This window comes from Thermotoga sp. RQ7, assembly GCF_000832145.1.
Taxonomy (GTDB): Bacteria; Thermotogota; Thermotogae; order Thermotogales; family Thermotogaceae; genus Thermotoga; species Thermotoga neapolitana.
Genome location: NZ_CP007633.1, coordinates 639,747 through 656,464, shown reverse-complemented (window position 1 = coordinate 656,464; position 16,718 = coordinate 639,747). Strand labels below are relative to the sequence as shown.

Below are 16,718 nucleotides of genomic sequence, written 5' to 3'. Positions count from 1 at the left end.
AGGTAAAAACCATGTATGAAAAAGAAAGAAAAGATCTTTACGATGCCCACATGATACTGGAGAAATACGGTCTTGTTGCTTACACGAGCGGGAACGTGAGTGTGCGAATAGGAGAACATGTTTTAATAAAGCCCTCTGGCGTTCCCTACACCGTTTTGAAGCCGGAAGATTTCGTTGTGGTGGATCTGGAGGGGAACGTGGTAGAAGGCGAGAAAAAACCTTCTGTCGACACAGCCACCCATCTGTATCTGTACAGACACCTGGACTGGGCAAAGTCTGTGATCCATACCCACTCCACATTTGCCATGGTGTGGGCGATCCTTGAAAAACCCATTCCCGTCCTCTGCACGGCACACGCGGACGTGTTCGGTGAGGAGATTCCTCTGACGGAGTACGCTCCCGTTGGATCTGAGGCGATAGGGAAAGCCGTTTTGAAGGTGATCGGAAAATCCGGTGCTGTTCTTCTCAGAAAACACGGTGTAATGGTCGTGGGAACCTCCATAGAGGACGCTGTGAAGAAGGCCATCTTTCTGGAAGAAGTTGCAAAAGCGGCATACTTTGCAACACTTGCAGGAAAACCAGAACCTCTACCTTCTGAAGAGGTCGATCGTCTTTACAACCAGTACCACACCAAATACGGTCAGAAGTGAGGGGGGAGAGCATGTACCTCATCGGAAGTGATATAGGAACACAGGGGACAAAGTCTGTTATTGTGAACGAAAAGGGAGAGGTGCTTGCAGAGGCTTTCAGGGAGTACGAGGTGATCACTCCAAGACCAAACTGGGCGGAGCAGTGGCCAGATGTGTGGGTGAAGGCGGTTTTTGAAACGGTAAAGGAAGTGGTGGAAAAGTCCGGTGTTCCAAAAAAGGAGATCGCCGGGATCGCAATAAGTGGACTCTACGGGGGATCCGGAATACCCGTTGATAAGAACATGCAACCTCTGAGACCCTGTCTTATCTGGATGGACAGAAGGGCGGTGAAGGAAACAGAGTGGGTGAAACAGAACGTTCCCAGGGAAAAGCTCTTCGAGATCACGGGAAACTATGTGGACTCCTATTTTGGTTTCACCAAGATCATGTGGATCAGAAACAACGAACCTGAGATATGGAAGAAGATCCACAAGTTCATCACCCCGAAAGATTATGTGATCTATCAGATGACAGGAGAGCTCGTCATAGATTACTCCTCTGCGGGAAACCTCGGAGGCGTCTTCGACATCAGAAAACTCACCTGGTCAAAGGAGATGTGCGATACACTGGGCATTCCGATCGAGCTTTTACCAGAAAGAATCGTGAAATCTTCGGACGTGGTTGGAAAGGTGACAAAGGAAGCCTCCGAGCTGTGTGGTCTTCTTGAAGGAACGCCTGTGGTTGCAGGAGGGATAGACGCTCCTGTGGCGCAGCTGTCTGCCGGTGCACTCGAGGAAGGAGAACACGTGGCAATGGTGGGAACATCGACTTGCTGGGGGACCGTGCACGATGGATCAAAACTTGCCTTCGGTCTTGTGAACTATCCGTACGTGGTCTACGATACCGAGAGAATCTACACGTTTGGAGGATCCGCTACAACAGGAGCTCTTGCAAGATGGTTCAAGGAGCAGTTTGGTGAAAGTGAAACGATTGTCGGCGAAAGAACGGGCATGTCACCGTATCAGCTCTTCGACAAAGAGGTGAAAGATATTCCCGCTGGAAGTGAGGGCATCGTTGTTCTTCCCTACTTCATGGGAGAGAGGTCGCCGATCTGGGATCCCACCGCAAGGGGTGTGTTCTTTGGAGTCACACTGTATCACAAAAGAGCACACCTCTACAGAGCGCTGATGGAAGGAGGAGCGTACGCTCTGAGACACAACATGGAAGAGGGACTGAAGGCTGGTTTGAAACTGAACGACGAGTGCTGGATCGTCGGTGGTGTTTCGAAATCCTCCGTCTGGGTTAAAATATTTGCGGACGTCACCGGTTTCAAGATGAGACAGGTGGCGAGTCTGGTGGAGGCTCCCTACGGAGATGCCTTCCTTGCAGGACTAGGAACAGGAGTCATAGACAAACCAGAGAGGATAAAGGAGTGGGTGAAGTACAAAGATCCTGTGGAGCCAGATCCAGAGAACAAGAAGGTATACGACAGGTACTACGAGATATACAGGGAGCTCTACGAGAGAACAAAAGATCTGATGGCGAGGCTGTGAAAAAATGAAGGACATTCTCGGTAAGACCTTTGAGTGCACCTGCGGAAGAATTCATGAGGTTCCAGACATAGAAATCGTGGAGTCGTCCATAAAAAGCGCACCGGACATCTTCCCGGAAGCGTTTTTCATAGCGGATCTGAACACCGCTTCTCTGGTGAATCTGCCAGAGAGGCGGTCTTTTGTCTTTGCAGAGAAAAGGCCTCTCACCACCGTGGAAAACGTGAATAGGGTGATCGAAGAGTCCGGTGACTTTCCGGAAATCGTCTCGATCGGATCGGGCAGCCTCACCGACATAGCAAGGTACGCTGCGTACCTTTCCGGAAAACAGTTCTCGTGTGTTCCCACGGCTCCCTCCGTCGATGCGTACACTTCCACCGTTGCCCCCGTTCTGGTGGATGGTGTGAAAAAGACGTTCAAGGCGATACCACCAAGAAAGATCCTGATCGACATTGATATCTTGAGAAATGCACCGATCGATCTTCTGAGAGCAGGTGTCGGAGACATCATCGCGAAGGTCCCGGCGAGAATGGACTGGATTCTTTCACATATCACAAACAACGAGTACATTTGCGATTTCGTCTGGGATGATATAAAGGACCTTCTGAAAGAAGTCCTGCTGAGATCCGAAGACATCCTGAAAAGAGAAAAGATCGCTGTCAGGACTCTCATGGATGCCCAACTCGTCTCTGGTTTGAACATGGTGATCATGGGAAGTTCAAGACCAGCATCCGGTGCCGAGCACATGGTATCTCATCTCATAGAGATGTTCCATGAAGAAAGGGGGGAACTCCCTCCGTTCCATGGTCTGACCGTTATGATAGGGGTCTTTGTTTCCATGAAGGCGTACGAGGTGTTGATGGAAGAAAAGAACCTACCCGTGGAGGATTTCCCCATAGACGAGAGAAGAAAAGAACTTCTGGAGCTTTTCGATGAGAAGAAAGTGATGGAATTTCTGAAGACCTACGAAGGGAAAAGATTTCAAAGAGTCGATCTGGAAAAGATCAGAAAAGCACTAGAGGATATCTACAGTGAATTTCTCCCGCTTCTCAAAAAAGCCCTTGAAACGATAGATGTGACTTCGATGATCAGAAAGTACAGAAGAGAATTTCTCTCGAAGATCGTGAGACTCTCAAACACCATCAGAGACAGGTTCACCATCCTGGATGTTTTCGACGAAATGAAACTTTTGAAGAGTTTCTCCAGAGAGATATTTTGAAACGTTCCTGGATATCGGTTATAATTTCTGTTGAACGAATAATCTAAAGATATATCTGGTGATAATCATGCGAGATATCAAAGGACACCTCAAGTTTCTTGTTCTTCATGTCATCTCCCAGGAGCCATCTCATGGGTACCACATAATGAAGAAGATCTCTCAGATCATGGGGGCAGAGCCGCCAAGTCCCGGTGCACTGTATCCCGTTCTTTCCTCTCTCAGGAAACAAAGGTACATAGAGACGCACGAAGAGGGAAAAAAGAAGATCTACCGCTTGAGCGAGAAAGGAAGAAAGTTTCTGAAAGAGCATGAAAAGGAGATAAAAGAAGCGCTGGAGTTTGCCGAAAGGTTCAGGATGTTCTCTGAAATATGCGGATCTTCCATAAGGAATGTGATGGATGTGATCTTCAAGAACGTGAAGAACCTGAGTTCGGACCAGAAAAGCAAACTGAAACAGATCACAGAAGAGTTCGAAAAGAAGGTGTACAGCATCGTTTATGGAGGGAAAAATGAAAAATGAGAACGCTTGTAGGCTATCTTAAGCCTTACTGGTTGTTCGCCGTTCTTGCACCCCTTTTCATGGTCGTGGAAGTGATATGTGATCTTGCACAGCCAACGCTTCTGGCGCGCATCGTCGACGAGGGAATAGCCCGAGGAGATCTTTCTATGGTTCTGAAGACAGGAACGCTGATGTTTGTGGTGGCGCTGATAGGAGCGGTTGGAGGAATTGGCTGCACCATCTTTGCGAGTTATGCCAGTCAGAACTTCGGTGCCGACTTGAGGAAAGATTTGTTCAAGAAGGTGATGAGCTTTTCTGTCTCCAACGTGAACAGATTCCACACATCTTCTCTGATCACGCGCCTTACCAACGACGTTACACAGCTTCAAAACCTGGTGATGATGCTTCTCAGAATCGTTGTGAGGGCTCCCTTGCTCTTTGTGGGTGGAATAGCGATGGCGGTGTCCATCAACGCCCGACTTTCTTCCATCCTCCTCTTTTTGATACCACCCATAATACTTCTTTTCGTGTGGCTCACCAGAAAGGGAAGTTCTCTCTTTCGAAAGATACAGGAGAGCACCGATGAAGTGAACAGGGTTGTGAGAGAAAACCTCATGGGAATCAGGGTGGTCAGGGCATTCCGCAGAGAAGAACACGAAAATGAAAATTTCCGGAGGGCAAACGAATCTCTGAGAAGATCTATCATCGACGCTTTCTCTTTGATCGTCTTTGCTCTGCCTCTTTTCATCTTCATAGTGAACATGGGAATGATCGGTGTTCTCTGGTTTGGAGGTATTTTGGTCAAAAACAACCAGATGGAGATAGGAAGCATCATGGCGTACACGAATTATCTCATGCAGATCATGTTTTCCCTCATGATGATCGGAAACATACTCAATTTCATAGTCAGGGCGGGTGCTTCGGCAAAGAGGGTTCTTGAGGTGCTGAACGAAAAACCCGCAATCGAAGAGACAGAAAGCGCTCTGGCTCTCTCCAGTGTGAAAGGGGAGGTCTCTTTTGAAGACGTTGAGTTCGGATACTTCGAAGAGGCAGAGCCAGTCCTCAGTGATGTGAACTTCTCTGTAGAACCAGGAGAGGTCATTGCCGTTCTGGGGGAGACGGGTTCCGGAAAGACCACCCTCATGAACCTCATACCAAGGCTCATCGATCCGGATCGTGGACGTGTGAAGGTTGATGAGACGGATGTGAAAATAGTGAAGTTGAAAGATCTGAGGAAACACATATCCGTTGTTCCTCAGGAGACCATCCTGTTCTCCGGTACCGTGAAGGAGAACCTGAAGTGGGGCAGAGAAGATGCCACAGACGAAGAGATCATCGAAGCGGCGAAGATAGCCCAGATACACGATTTCATAGCCAGTTTGCCCGAAGGTTACGATTCTCGTGTTGAAAGGGGTGGGCGGAACTTCTCGGGAGGCCAAAAACAAAGGCTCTCCATAGCACGGGCCCTCGTGAAAAAACCCAGGATTCTGATACTGGATGACTGCACAAGTTCCGTCGATCCCATAACGGAAAAGAGGATACTGGAGGATTTAAAGCGCTACACAAAAGGATGCACGACGTTCATCATCACACAGAAGATCCCGACGGCGCTCCTTGCCGACAGAATTCTGGTTCTCCACGAGGGAAAGATCGCCGGGTTTGGCGTTCACGAAGAGCTCCTGAAGAACTGCAGGCCTTATCAAGAGATATACGAGTCTCAGTTTGGAAACGGGGTGGTGAACGATGCCTGAGTTCAGAAGGCGACCACACGGTCCTGTCCTGGAAAAGCCGACATTGAAGAATCCAAAAGCCACTTTGAAGAGATTTCTTGGTTATCTGAGACCACACGTTCTCACACTGATACTGGTCTTTGTCTTCGTCACGGTATCTTCTTTTTTTGGGATACTCTCGCCGTACCTAATAGGAAAAACGATCGATGAGGTCTTCGTCCCAAGGGCGTTCGATCGACTTCCAAGGTATGCGCTTGTTCTTGGATCGATCTATGTGCTCACCTCTCTTCTCTTCTGGCTTCAGGGAAAACTCATGCTGAAACTTTCTCAGGATGTCGTCTTTCGCATGAGAAAGGAACTCTTTGAGAAGCTCCAGAGAATACCGGTTGGTTTTTTCGATAAAACACCCCACGGAGACATCATGAGCAGACTCATAAACGATGTGGACAACATAAACAATGTCCTTGGAAACAGCATTGTCCAGGTGTTTTCTGGGATCGTGACCCTCATCGGTGTTGTGATCATGATGTTCAGGGTCGACGTTCTCCTCTCTTTCGTCACACTCTCCATCGTTCCTCTGACCGTTCTGATCACCAGGATTGTCTCCAGCCGAACAAGAAAGTACTTCTACGAAAACCAGAAGGTCCTGGGCGAACTCAACGGGATAATAGAAGAGGACATCTCCGGACTTTCCGTTATAAAACTGTTCACCCGTGAGGAAAAGGAAATAGAAAAGTTCAACCGCGTGAACGAAGTTCTCAGAAAAGTTGGAACAAGAGCACAGATTTTTTCGGGGATTCTGCCACCTCTGATGAACATGGTCAACAACCTCGGGTTTGCTCTGATCAGCGGTTTTGGAGGATGGCTCGCTCTCAGAGGGACGATCACGGTGGGTACAATTGCCACCTTCATAGGGTATTCCAGACAGTTCACCAGACCGCTGAACGAACTTTCGAACCAGTTCAACATGATACAGATGGCACTCGCCAGTGCAGAGAGAATATTCGAGATTCTCGATATCGAGGAAGAAAAAGATGATCCCGAAGCCATCGAACTGAAAGATGTGAGGGGAGAAATTGAGTTCAGAAACGTCTGGTTTTCCTACGACAAAAAAACCCCAGTTCTCAAGAACATAACCTTCCACATAAAACCCGGTCAAAGAGTCGCCCTGGTGGGGCCCACTGGTTCTGGAAAGACGACCATAGTGAACCTTCTCATGAGATTCTACGAAGTGGATGAGGGACAGATTCTCATCGACGGTGTGGACATAAGGAAGATAAAAAAGAGCTCTCTGAGATCTAACATAGGAATCGTTCTTCAGGATACCATATTGTTTTCAACAACCGTGAAAGAGAACCTGAGGTACGCCAATCCCGATGCAACGGATGAGGAGATAAAAGAGGCGGCGAAACTGACACATGCGGATCACTTCATAAAGCACCTTCCGGAGGGATACGACACGATTCTCACAGACAACGGCGAAGATCTGAGTCAGGGTCAGAGACAACTTCTTGCCATAACCAGGGTCTTCATTGCAAACCCGAAGATTCTGATACTGGACGAGGCCACGAGCAACGTCGACACGAAGACAGAAAAGAGCATACAGTCGGCCATGTGGAAACTCATGGAAGGAAAGACCAGTATCATCATAGCCCACAGACTGAACACGATCAAAAACGCGGATCTCATCATCGTTCTGAAGGACGGTGAGATCGTGGAGATGGGAAAACACGATGAGTTGATGCAAAACAGAGGTTTCTACTACGAGCTCTTCACGAGTCAGTACGGTATGATCCTGGAAAAAAAGTGAGCCCCTCTGGGGCTCACGGAAGTTCTGTTGTGTGCCAGTATTTCTTTTTGAATTCTTCCGGTTCCATCTTCGCAAGCTTTGCCAGTTTCTCTAGGGTGTCTCGATCTTCAAGGTCTTTCTTTTCCAGTCTTATCATGTACTTTCTTGCCACTCTGTAATCTTCAGAGTGAACATCCACCAGTCTCACCCTGGTTCTACCGGTCTTCGGGTCCATGAAGGCATCGAACGGCAGGATCTTTATCCTTCCTCCGACAACACACACCATGCCACCCGGAAGGTCCGAGTAGTCTCCAAGGAGAAATCTCACAGCGCCGTATCCGAGTGTTCTGGTGTAGACGATGTCGAACGGAATGGGTCTTGCGCTTCTGAGCTCGTAACCTATCGTGACATCGACGATACGGATCTTTTCTCCCCTCTCGGCGAACCTTCTCTCTATGGCCCTCTTCAGGATCGTTGCAAGTGGGATTTCAGCGAGTCTCAGATGACCGTGTGGATCCTTTTCCACTATCACTCCTGGAATGTTGGCAAGTTCTTCCGGATCCATCTTCTCTGCGATTCCTTCACCTATGACCGCAACCCCGTCGTTTCTTCCCATGAGTTTTCTCTTCAGGATCGCTCCGTCGAGAACGTCGCACACTTCCTCGAGAGTCACACCCTCTCTGAATTCTTCAGGAATGATGGTGATTGTTGCACTCGCAGCCTTCCCCACGCCGAGGGCAAGGTGTCCCGCTTCTCTTCCCATCATCGCCACAAAGTACCATCTGTTAGTTGTCCTTGAGTCCTGCATGAGGTTATAGACGAGTTCTGTTGCCACGTGTCGTGCCGTCTCAAAGCCGAAGGTAGGCATGTTCTCTGGAAGAGGAAGGTCGTTGTCTATCGTCTTTGGAACGTGGACCACCTTTATTTCTCCTCTGGATCTTTCACTCACCTTGCTCGCGGAGAAGGCGGTATCGTCCCCTCCGATCGTGACGAGGTACTTTATTCCCAGTTTCTTCAGGGCCTGAATGGTTTTCTCAAGTGTCTCTTCGGATTTTGCGGGGTTCACCCTTGAGGTTCTGAGGATGGAACCTCCTTCGATGTGAATTCTGGACACATCTTCGATGGTGAGTTTTTTCACCATGTTCGTTTTTCCTTCCACCAGATGTTTGAAACCATCGTAGATGCCGATCACCTCAAGACCGTTGTTTATGGCTTCGATGGTGACAGCACTGATCACACTGTTGATACCAGGTGCCGGTCCTCCTCCGACGAGTATCCCTAATCTTTCAGCCACTTCAACCCCTCCCCGTGCTTAATGTCTTCAAAACATATTCTACCAATTTTTCTGCGGAAATGTTAAAGCTTCTTCTCAAACCAAAGCATTAAAATGCCAGATTTTCTATGTGTGATGGTTTAACTTCAACTTCAAATTCGTATGATAAAATTTCCCAAAGCCCTCCTTCATTTTTAATCATCCCGGTGTATAGTTATACAGCATGGAGGTGTTATTTTGATACAAAAAGGACTGGAAGGTGTCAAGGTATGCAAAAGTTCGATATGTTATCTGGATGGCATCAACGGGAGACTCTACTATCGGGGCATACCGGTCGAAGAACTGGCGGAAAAATCGACCTTTGAAGAGACGGCATACCTGCTCTGGTACGGGAAGCTTCCCACCAAAAGCGAACTGGAAGAGTTCAAAAAGAAGATGGCAGAATACAGAGACCTTTCTGATGAGGCAGTTAACATACTCTACCATCTTCCCAGAAATCTTCACTACATCGATGTTCTGAAGATATTTCTCTCAATACACGGTTCAACGGACGGGGTGGATGAAGATCTCAAGGAGAAAGCGATAAAGATCGCAAGTGTTTTCCCTACCATTCTCGCGTATTACTACAGGTATTCAAAAGGAGAGGAACCGATAAAGCCAAGGAAAGATCTGTCGCACGTGGAGAACTTCTACTACATGATGTTTGGAGAGATGAACGGAAAGGTTCGCCTTCTGGAATCTGCCTTCATTCTTCTGATGGAGCAGGATATAAACGCCTCCACCTTCGCTGCCCTCGTGATAGCCTCCACCCTCTCCGATCTTTACTCGTGTATCGTTGGAGCTCTCGGTGCTCTCAAAGGGCCTCTCCACGGTGGAGCAAGCGAAAAGGTTCCGCCCATGCTCGAGGAGATCGGAAACGAAGACAGGGTGGAAGAGTTCGTTCAAAAGTGTCTGAAAGAGAAAAGGAAAATCATGGGTTTTGGACACAGAGTCTACAAGACGTACGATCCGAGGGCGGTCTACCTGAAGGAGGTTCTACAGAGGCATTTTCAGGACAGCCGGCTTTTCAGAATTGCCAGTAAACTTGAAGATTACATAGTTTCAAACAGGATAAAGAACATATATCCCAACGTGGATCTGTACTCCAGTATCCTGTTTGAGGAGTTCGGGTTCCCAAGGAACATGTTCACCGCCCTGTTCGCCACCGCACGTGTCGTGGGCTGGACGGCCCATGTGATTGAGTATGTGAGCGACAACAAACTGATCAGGCCAACGAGTGAATATGTTGGTCCTTTGAACATCGAATACATTCCCATCGAGCGGAGGGATGAGAATGGGTAAGACGCTTGCAGAGAAGATCTTTTCCGAACACGTTGGAAGGGATGTGAAGGCTGGAGAGATCGTCCTTGCCAGAGTGGATGTGGCCATGGCCCAGGATGGAACCGGTCCTTTGATGATAAAGGAGTTCAGAGAGCTTGGCTTCAGAGAGGTGAGAGTTCCAAAGGCCTTTTTGTTCATCGATCACGCCTCTCCGAGTCCAAGAAAAGAGCTTTCGAACTCACAGAAATTGATGAGAGAGTTCGGCAAAGAGATGGGAGTCACTGTCTTCGATGCGGGAGATGGCATTTCCCACCAGATTCTTGCGGAAAAATACGTGAAACCAGGAGACCTCGTCACTGGTGCAGATTCGCACACTTGTACAGCGGGTGGACTGGGCGCTTTCGGGACAGGAATGGGCTCCACAGACGTTGCGATCGTGTTTGGCCTTGGTCAGAACTGGTTCAAAGTGCCTGAGACGATAAAGATCGTGATAGAAGGAAAACTCCAGGAAGGAGTCTACGCAAAGGACATCGTTCTCGAGATCGCACGCATCTTGAGGAGCGATGGAGCAACCTACAAAGCGCTTGAATTCCACGGAAGCTGTATCGAGAACATGGACGTGGAAGACAGACTCACCATCTCCAACATGGCGGTAGAAGTGGGAGCCAAGGCAGGTCTCATGCCGTCCGATGAGAAAACAAGAGAATTTCTGAAAAAAATGGGAAGAGAAGAAGACTTCAGGGAACTGAAGGCAGATCCGGATGCAACCTACGAGATGGAACTGGAGATAGATGCATCTTCTCTTGAACCTCTTGTGTCTCTGCCTCACTACGTGGACAACGTGAAGAAAGTGAGTGAGGTGGAGAAGGAAAAGATAAAGATAGACCAGGTGTTCATCGGAACCTGTACCAACGGAAGACTCCAGGACCTTGAAATCGCCCTGAGGATCCTGGAAAAACACGGCAAGCACCCGGATGTGAGGCTCATCGTTGGGCCTGCATCCAGGAAAGTCTACATGGATGCCCTAGAAAAGGGTATCATCAAAAGATTCGTGGAACTTGGAGCCGCCATCATTCCACCGGGATGTGGTCCCTGTGTGGGAATCCACATGGGAGTGCTCGGAGATGGGGAAAGAGTACTTTCCACTCAGAACAGGAACTTCAAGGGAAGGATGGGAAATCCCAACGCAGAGATCTATCTTGCATCTCCTGCAACAGCGGCAGCCACAGCAGTTGCCGGGTACATAGCAGATCCCAGAAGGTTCATCTGAGGGAGGGTAGAGCATGATAAGGGGAAGGGTATGGAAGTTCGGAGACAACATATCGACCGATCACATAGCACCGGGAAGGTACTTTCACCTGAGAAACAACCTCGAAGAACTTGCAAAGCACGTCCTCGAAGATGCGATGGAAGATTTTGCAAAGAAAGTTCAGAAGGGAGACATCATAGTGGCAGGAAAGAACTTCGGCCTTGGCTCTTCCAGAGAGCACGCCGCACGCATCATAAAGATCGCCGGAGTTTCCTGTATCGTGGCAAAATCCTTTGCGAGGATCTTCTACAGAAACGCCATCAACGTGGGGCTTCCCGTCATAGAGTTGAAGGAAGTCGATGAGATCAACCAGGGAGACGAACTGGAGATAGATCTCGAAAATGGAGTGCTGAAGAATCTCACCACAGGAAAGGAGTACAGGTTCAATCCGATACCAAAGTTTCTCCTTGGGATCCTGAAAGAAGACGGGATCGTGAACTATCTGAAAAAACACGGCACCTTTCCGAAGGTTTAGGGGGTGAGGGCTGTGGAAGAACTCCTCGAAAAGGCCAGAAAGGTCCGGGAGGCTTGGGACGTTCTGAGAAACGCCGAGACGAGAAAAAAGAACGATGCTATAAGGAAAATTGCCAGAAAACTCGACGAAAGGAGAAAGGAGATCCTCGAAGCAAACAGAATAGATGTGGAGAATGCTCGTGCACGTGGTGTGAAGGAGTCCCTGGTGGACAGACTTGCTCTGAACGACAAGAGAATCGATGAGATGATAAAGGCGTGCGAGACGGTGATCAGTTTGAAAGATCCAGTCGGAGAAGTGATCGACTCCTGGGTGAGAGAAGACGGCCTCAGAATCGCAAGGATAAGGGTGCCCATAGGCCCCATAGGGATCATCTACGAGTCCAGGCCAAACGTCACCGTGGAAACATCCATCCTCGCTTTGAAGAGTGGAAACACGATCCTCCTCAGAGGAGGATCCGACGCCCTGAACTCGAACAAAGCCATCGTTTCCGCTATGAAAGAAGCGCTCAGAGAGTCTGAGATTCCGGAAAGTTCCATCGAGTTCATAGAGAACACGGACAGATCGCTCGTTCTTGAGATGATTCGCCTCAGAGAGTATCTCTCCCTTGTCATTCCACGTGGAGGGTATGGCCTTATCAGCTTCGTCAGAGACAACGCAACCGTTCCCGTCTTGGAAACAGGGGTTGGAAACTGTCACATCTTCGTCGATGAGAGTGCAGATTTGAAGAAGGCGATCCCCGTGATCATCAACGCAAAGACCCAGAGGCCCGGCACCTGTAACGCCGCTGAAAAACTCCTTGTCCACGAAAAGGTAGCAAAAGAGTTCCTTCCTGTAATCGTGGAGGAGTTGAGAAAGCACGGAGTTGAAGTTCGCGGTTGTGAAAAGACAAGGGAAATTGTGCCGGACGTGATCCCTGCAACGGAAGAAGACTGGCCCACCGAGTATCTGGATCTCATCATCGCGGTGAAGGTGGTCAAAGATGTGGATGAGGCGATCGAACACATAAAGAGATACTCCACGGGTCATTCGGAGTCAATCCTGACGGAGAACTACTCGAACGCAAAAAAGTTCGTCTCAGAAATAGATGCTGCGGCGGTCTATGTGAACGCCTCCACTAGGTTCACGGATGGAGGACAGTTTGGTTTTGGTGCAGAAATTGGGATCAGCACCCAGAGGTTCCACGCAAGAGGACCGGTTGGTCTCAGAGAACTCACCACGTACAAGTTCGTTGTTCTCGGTGACTATCATGTGAGGGAATGATATGAAGATCGTCGTGAAAGTGGGAAGCAATCTTCTTGTTGGAAGTTCTGGCCTGAGGAAATCTTACATCGCAGAACTCTGCCGTGAGGTCGCCCATTTGAAAAAGCAGGGACACGAAGTTGCCATCATCACCTCCGGTGCCCGCGCAGCGGGCTTTACCTATCTCGGAAAAGGAAAAAAAACACAGGATCTTCACACGAAGCAGGCTCTCTGTGCGGTGGGACAGGTACAACTCATGAAGGTCTACGAGAACGCCTTCGACTTTTACGGCATCAAGATCGCTCAGATCCTGCTCACAAGGGACACCTTCTCGGACAGAAAAAGATACCTCAACCTCCGAAACACACTGATAGGACTTTCTGAGTTCGACGTTGTACCGATTGTGAACGAGAACGACACCGTTGCGACCGAGGAGATCACGCTCGGTGACAACGACACGCTCGCCGCGATGTTTTCGATAGCGTGGGATGCGGATATTCTTGTACTTTTCACAACGGTGGATGGGGTTATAGACAAATATGGAAAACTCGTCGAAAGGTTCGACGAATCCGTGGAGTTGAAGGATCTTGGAAAAAGCAGCTGGGGAACGGGTGGTATCAGATCCAAGATAGAAGCCGCTCTGATGGCTTCAAGGTGTGGTGTGAAAGTGACGATCTGCAACGGAAACGATCTCTCCAACCTCACCAGGTTTGTGAGAGGAGAATCCGTTGGTACTGTCTTTGAACCCAGGGAGCGACTGAGGGCAAAAAAGGCATGGATCGCTTTTCTTTCGGAGCCGTCCGGGAGGATATACGTGAACGAGGGAGCAGAACAGGCTCTCAAGAATGGAGGAAGTTTGCTTCCCGTCGGTGTTGTTCGTGTTGAGGGAAACTTCGATGTAGGGGACGTTGTGGAGATAGTGAACGAGAAGGGAGAACTTGTGGGCCGCGGGATCGTGAACTACTCCTCATCGGATCTTGAGAAGATATCTGGCCACAGAAGTTCCGATTTGAAGAAAATACTGGGCTACGAAGGAAGCAAGGTGGTCGTTCACATAGACAACATGTGGCTTGCATGAAAAAAGCCCGCAGGAAGCGGGCTTTTTATTTCTTCAGGTTCTCCAGGTACTTCTTCCAGTCGTTCATGAAACGCTCTATACCGAGGTCTGTCATCGGGTGTTTGAAGAGCTTTTCAAGCACAGCAAAAGGCATCGTCACGATGTCCACACCCATGAGGGCTGCCTCCACCACGTGCATCGGATGTCTGATGCTTGCAGCGATGATCTCCGTCTCGAATCCGTAGTTGTCGTAGATCTCGACTATTTCGGCGAGCATTCTCATTCCATCGTTTGAGAGGTCGTCCATCCTTCCGATGAAGGGGCTCACGTAGGTTGCGCCCGCTTTGGCGGCGAGGATGGCCTGTGCTGGGCTGAACACCAGAGTCACGTTCGTCTTAATCCCTTCGGCAGAGAGTGTCTTCACCGCTCTGATTCCATCGGGTGTCATGGGTATCTTGATCACCACGTATTCGCTGAGCTGGGCAAGTTCTCTTGCTTCTTTCACCATACCCTTGTAATCAAGTGAAACAACCTCTGCGGAGACGGGTCCCTTCACCAGATCACAGATCTCTTTCACCCTTTGCTTGAACTCGGCTCCTTCTTTTGAGATCAGTGTGGGATTCGTTGTGACTCCATCGACGATTCCCCATTCGACACCTTTTTTGATCTCCTCTAGATTTGCCGTGTCCAGAAAGATCTTCATCTTTCCACCTCCCAAAGGCTATTTTCTCTCATCTTCTTTAAGAGCCAACTGGGGATTTTTAGAAATTTCGGTTGGTTTTTGGTTAATGAAGTATCAACTCAACGTTTCTGGTTCGATAGAAAGGTTTCGACTTCATCTAACGTGGGCATCGCATCCACCCCACCTACCCTCGTGATGACGATGGCCGCAACGGCGTTTGCGAACCTTCCCATCCCAACGGCATCTTCAATCGTTTCTGGTTTTTTCTCCAGGTATTTGTGTATCAAAGCAGCCGTGAAGGAATCTCCACATCCCGTTGCGTCGACTGGTTCTACCTTGAAAGCAGGTACCATACGCACTTTACCTCTGTACTTCACAAGACATCCCTTCTCTCCCATTGTTACAAAGAGCACTGCATCTTCTCTTATCGGAATCTTCTCAACGGAAGTTTCCAGATCTTCCTGGAAGATGTATTCAAGATCTTTGTCACTGAGTTTTACGATGTCGACCTTGGATGAAATCTCAAGGAAATCTTTCACAAACGATTCTCTATCTTCTATCAGTGATGCCCTCACGTTCGGGTCGTACGAGACGGGTTTTCCCGCTTTGAGAAATTCTTCCATCACCTTCAGATAGGTGCTGCGGGAAGGTTCCACAACGAGGGAGTAAGATCCGATGTGGAGGAAAGAAAAATCCTCCGGATTGAGTTTCACCTCTTCAGGTCTCAAATTTGTGTCCGCCGGATTTTCCCTGAAAAACACAAAATCCGGGTTCCCCATCTCGTCCCTCGCTACAAAAGCGAGCGTTGTTTTGCAGGAAGGATCCACAACTACGTGTGTTGTGTCTATGCCTTCCTTTTTCATCGCTTCGAGAAGAAACGAGGAGAACTGATCTTTTCCGAGTTTTCCAAGAAAAGAAACGCGCCTTCCCAATCTTCGAAGTGCAACGGCAACGTTCAGTGGAGAACCTCCTGCTTTCTTCCTGAAGAGTTCACTCTGGGAAAGGTTTTTTCCCCGATCTTCTGAGATGAAGTCTATGAGGATTTCACCGGTGCAGAGAACATTCATTCACCTTACACCTCCTGTGCCTCTTTAACTCAATTATACTTACACGGATTCAACCGCAGTGTGTTAATATTGTGTTGAAACGATTGGTATGGGAGGAGAAACCATGCAGATTCTTGAAAGACTTTTCTCTCTCGAGGGAAGAACTGCTCTTGTAACAGGTGGAGGTCAGGGAATTGGAAAAGCCATCGCACATGCACTGGCAGAGGCAGGAGCATCCGTTTTGATCATGGACATCAACGAAGAAACGGCTCGAAAAACAGTTGAAGAGATAAGAGAAAAAGGCAAAGAAGCAGATTTCTACGTGGGGGATGTGACAAAAGAATCGGATTGTTTCCATGCAGTGAAGAAGGTACTGGACAATTGGGGAAAACTTGACATAGGTGTTAACAACGCAGGAATAGGTGACTGGTGTGAGGCAGAGAACTATCCGGTGGAAAGGTGGAAGAAGGTCATAGACGTGAATATGGTAGGGGTTTTTCTTTCTGCAAAAGCAGAGTTCCACGCAATGAAGGAGAGAAAATACGGAAAGATCATAAACATCGCTTCGATGTCGGGTCATATAGTGAACAGGCCACAAAAACAGACAGCCTACAACGCATCAAAAGCGGGCGTGATACACCTCACCAGATCACTTGCCGCCGAGTGGGCACCGTACGGTATAAGGGTGAACAGCATAAGCCCTGGCTACATCAGAACTCCTCTCATAGAGTCTCCAGAGGTGAAAGATCTTGTTCCCCTTTGGCTCGATATGATTCCACTTGGAAGGCTGGGGGAGGTGGATGATCTGATAGGTGCTGTCATCTTTCTTGCAAGTCCTGCCTCTGATTATATGACCGGTCACGATCTTGTGATAGATGGAGGGTATACCATCTGGTGAGGA

Annotated in this window: 15 protein-coding genes; 12 read left to right on the top strand and 3 right to left on the bottom strand. The window is 48.7% G+C overall.

The window, feature by feature from the left end; genetic code table 11:
• Positions 1-11: 11 nt before the first annotated feature.
• The 6 genes from TRQ7_RS03350 (at position 12) to TRQ7_RS03325 (ending at position 7,437) form a co-directional block, all read left to right on the top strand.
• On the top strand, positions 12-650 hold the full coding sequence (locus TRQ7_RS03350) for an L-ribulose-5-phosphate 4-epimerase (RefSeq protein WP_041844025.1): 639 nt from the start codon (positions 12-14) through the stop codon (positions 648-650).
• An 11-nt stretch (positions 651-661) separates the two neighbouring features.
• Positions 662-2,182 (top strand): FGGY-family carbohydrate kinase, encoded by a 1,521-nt coding sequence (locus tag TRQ7_RS03345; RefSeq protein ID WP_041844024.1) that lies wholly within the window; start codon positions 662-664, stop codon positions 2,180-2,182.
• A 4-nt stretch (positions 2,183-2,186) separates the two neighbouring features.
• Positions 2,187-3,398 carry a sn-glycerol-1-phosphate dehydrogenase gene (locus TRQ7_RS03340; protein ID WP_041844023.1) on the top strand — a complete coding sequence of 404 codons (1,212 nt, stop codon included), beginning with the start codon at positions 2,187-2,189 and terminating at the stop codon, positions 3,396-3,398.
• 67 nt (positions 3,399-3,465) lie between these two features.
• Positions 3,466-3,918: a PadR family transcriptional regulator gene (locus TRQ7_RS03335; protein WP_038066589.1), complete on the top strand. Its 453-nt coding sequence runs from the start codon at positions 3,466-3,468 to the stop codon at positions 3,916-3,918.
• Complete coding sequence (locus TRQ7_RS03330; RefSeq protein ID WP_041844022.1) at positions 3,915-5,648, top strand: ABC transporter ATP-binding protein; 1,734 nt, start codon at positions 3,915-3,917, stop codon at positions 5,646-5,648. Before TRQ7_RS03335 ends, TRQ7_RS03330 begins: the two co-directional genes overlap by 4 nt.
• Positions 5,641-7,437 (top strand): ABC transporter ATP-binding protein, encoded by a 1,797-nt coding sequence (locus TRQ7_RS03325; protein WP_041844021.1) that lies wholly within the window; start codon positions 5,641-5,643, stop codon positions 7,435-7,437. Before TRQ7_RS03330 ends, TRQ7_RS03325 begins: the two co-directional genes overlap by 8 nt.
• 13 nt (positions 7,438-7,450) lie before the next feature.
• On the opposite strand, the gene pfp is transcribed toward TRQ7_RS03325, so the two are convergent.
• On the bottom strand, positions 7,451-8,710 hold the full coding sequence (gene pfp / locus TRQ7_RS03320; protein WP_041844020.1) for a diphosphate--fructose-6-phosphate 1-phosphotransferase: 1,260 nt from the start codon (positions 8,708-8,710) through the stop codon (positions 7,451-7,453).
• A gap of 216 nt (positions 8,711-8,926) precedes the next feature.
• On the opposite strand from pfp, the gene TRQ7_RS03315 reads away from it, so the two are divergent.
• Genes TRQ7_RS03315 through proB form a run of 5 tightly spaced genes read left to right on the top strand, consistent with a single transcriptional unit; the run spans position 8,927 to position 14,110 of the window.
• Positions 8,927-10,030, top strand: coding sequence for a citrate synthase/methylcitrate synthase (locus TRQ7_RS03315; protein WP_015918889.1), 1,104 nt, complete (start codon positions 8,927-8,929; stop codon positions 10,028-10,030).
• On the top strand, positions 10,023-11,279 hold the full coding sequence (locus TRQ7_RS03310; protein ID WP_038066586.1) for a 3-isopropylmalate dehydratase large subunit: 1,257 nt from the start codon (positions 10,023-10,025) through the stop codon (positions 11,277-11,279). The genes TRQ7_RS03315 and TRQ7_RS03310 overlap by 8 nt, the downstream gene beginning before the upstream one ends.
• Before the next feature lie 13 nt (positions 11,280-11,292).
• The gene (locus TRQ7_RS03305) at positions 11,293-11,793 is read left to right on the top strand and encodes a 3-isopropylmalate dehydratase small subunit (RefSeq protein ID WP_015918887.1); all 501 of its coding nucleotides are present in this window, start codon (positions 11,293-11,295) and stop codon (positions 11,791-11,793) included.
• Positions 11,794-11,805: 12 nt separating this feature from the next.
• On the top strand, positions 11,806-13,053 hold the full coding sequence (locus tag TRQ7_RS03300) for a glutamate-5-semialdehyde dehydrogenase (RefSeq protein ID WP_038066583.1): 1,248 nt from the start codon (positions 11,806-11,808) through the stop codon (positions 13,051-13,053).
• Between the two features lies 1 nt (position 13,054).
• A complete protein-coding gene (gene proB / locus TRQ7_RS03295; RefSeq protein WP_015918884.1) occupies positions 13,055-14,110 on the top strand; it encodes a glutamate 5-kinase in 1,056 nt (351 codons plus the stop codon).
• Between the two features lie 25 nt (positions 14,111-14,135).
• Here proB and fsa read toward each other — a convergent pair whose 3' ends face one another.
• Both fsa and TRQ7_RS03285 read right to left on the bottom strand, forming a co-directional pair.
• The gene (fsa, locus tag TRQ7_RS03290; protein ID WP_038066581.1) at positions 14,136-14,792 is read right to left on the bottom strand and encodes a fructose-6-phosphate aldolase; all 657 of its coding nucleotides are present in this window, start codon (positions 14,790-14,792) and stop codon (positions 14,136-14,138) included.
• Positions 14,793-14,890: 98 nt separating this feature from the next.
• Positions 14,891-15,838: a carbohydrate kinase gene (locus TRQ7_RS03285; RefSeq protein WP_041844019.1), complete on the bottom strand. Its 948-nt coding sequence runs from the start codon at positions 15,836-15,838 to the stop codon at positions 14,891-14,893.
• A 103-nt stretch (positions 15,839-15,941) separates the two neighbouring features.
• Between TRQ7_RS03285 and TRQ7_RS03280 the strand changes: the two genes are divergently transcribed.
• Entirely contained in the window at positions 15,942-16,715 is a 774-nt protein-coding gene (locus tag TRQ7_RS03280) for a glucose 1-dehydrogenase (RefSeq protein ID WP_038033430.1), read from the top strand.
• Positions 16,716-16,718 lie beyond the last annotated feature (3 nt).

Excerpts from the sequence above, each read along its gene's own strand:
- TRQ7_RS03350 (WP_041844025.1), top strand. The coding sequence starts at position 12 with ATGTATGAAAAAGAAAGAAAAGATCTTTACGATGCCCACATGATACTG.
- TRQ7_RS03345 (WP_041844024.1), top strand. The coding sequence starts at position 662 with ATGTACCTCATCGGAAGTGATATAGGAACACAGGGGACAAAGTCTGTT.
- TRQ7_RS03340 (WP_041844023.1), top strand. The coding sequence starts at position 2,187 with ATGAAGGACATTCTCGGTAAGACCTTTGAGTGCACCTGCGGAAGAATT.
- TRQ7_RS03335 (WP_038066589.1), top strand. The coding sequence starts at position 3,466 with ATGCGAGATATCAAAGGACACCTCAAGTTTCTTGTTCTTCATGTCATC.
- TRQ7_RS03330 (WP_041844022.1), top strand. The coding sequence starts at position 3,915 with ATGAGAACGCTTGTAGGCTATCTTAAGCCTTACTGGTTGTTCGCCGTT.
- TRQ7_RS03325 (WP_041844021.1), top strand. The coding sequence starts at position 5,641 with ATGCCTGAGTTCAGAAGGCGACCACACGGTCCTGTCCTGGAAAAGCCG.
- TRQ7_RS03310 (WP_038066586.1), top strand. The coding sequence starts at position 10,023 with ATGGGTAAGACGCTTGCAGAGAAGATCTTTTCCGAACACGTTGGAAGG.
- TRQ7_RS03305 (WP_015918887.1), top strand. The coding sequence starts at position 11,293 with ATGATAAGGGGAAGGGTATGGAAGTTCGGAGACAACATATCGACCGAT.
- proB (WP_015918884.1), top strand. The coding sequence starts at position 13,055 with ATGAAGATCGTCGTGAAAGTGGGAAGCAATCTTCTTGTTGGAAGTTCT.
- fsa (WP_038066581.1), bottom strand. The coding sequence starts at position 14,792 with ATGAAGATCTTTCTGGACACGGCAAATCTAGAGGAGATCAAAAAAGGT.
- TRQ7_RS03285 (WP_041844019.1), bottom strand. The coding sequence starts at position 15,838 with ATGAATGTTCTCTGCACCGGTGAAATCCTCATAGACTTCATCTCAGAA.
- TRQ7_RS03280 (WP_038033430.1), top strand. The coding sequence starts at position 15,942 with ATGCAGATTCTTGAAAGACTTTTCTCTCTCGAGGGAAGAACTGCTCTT.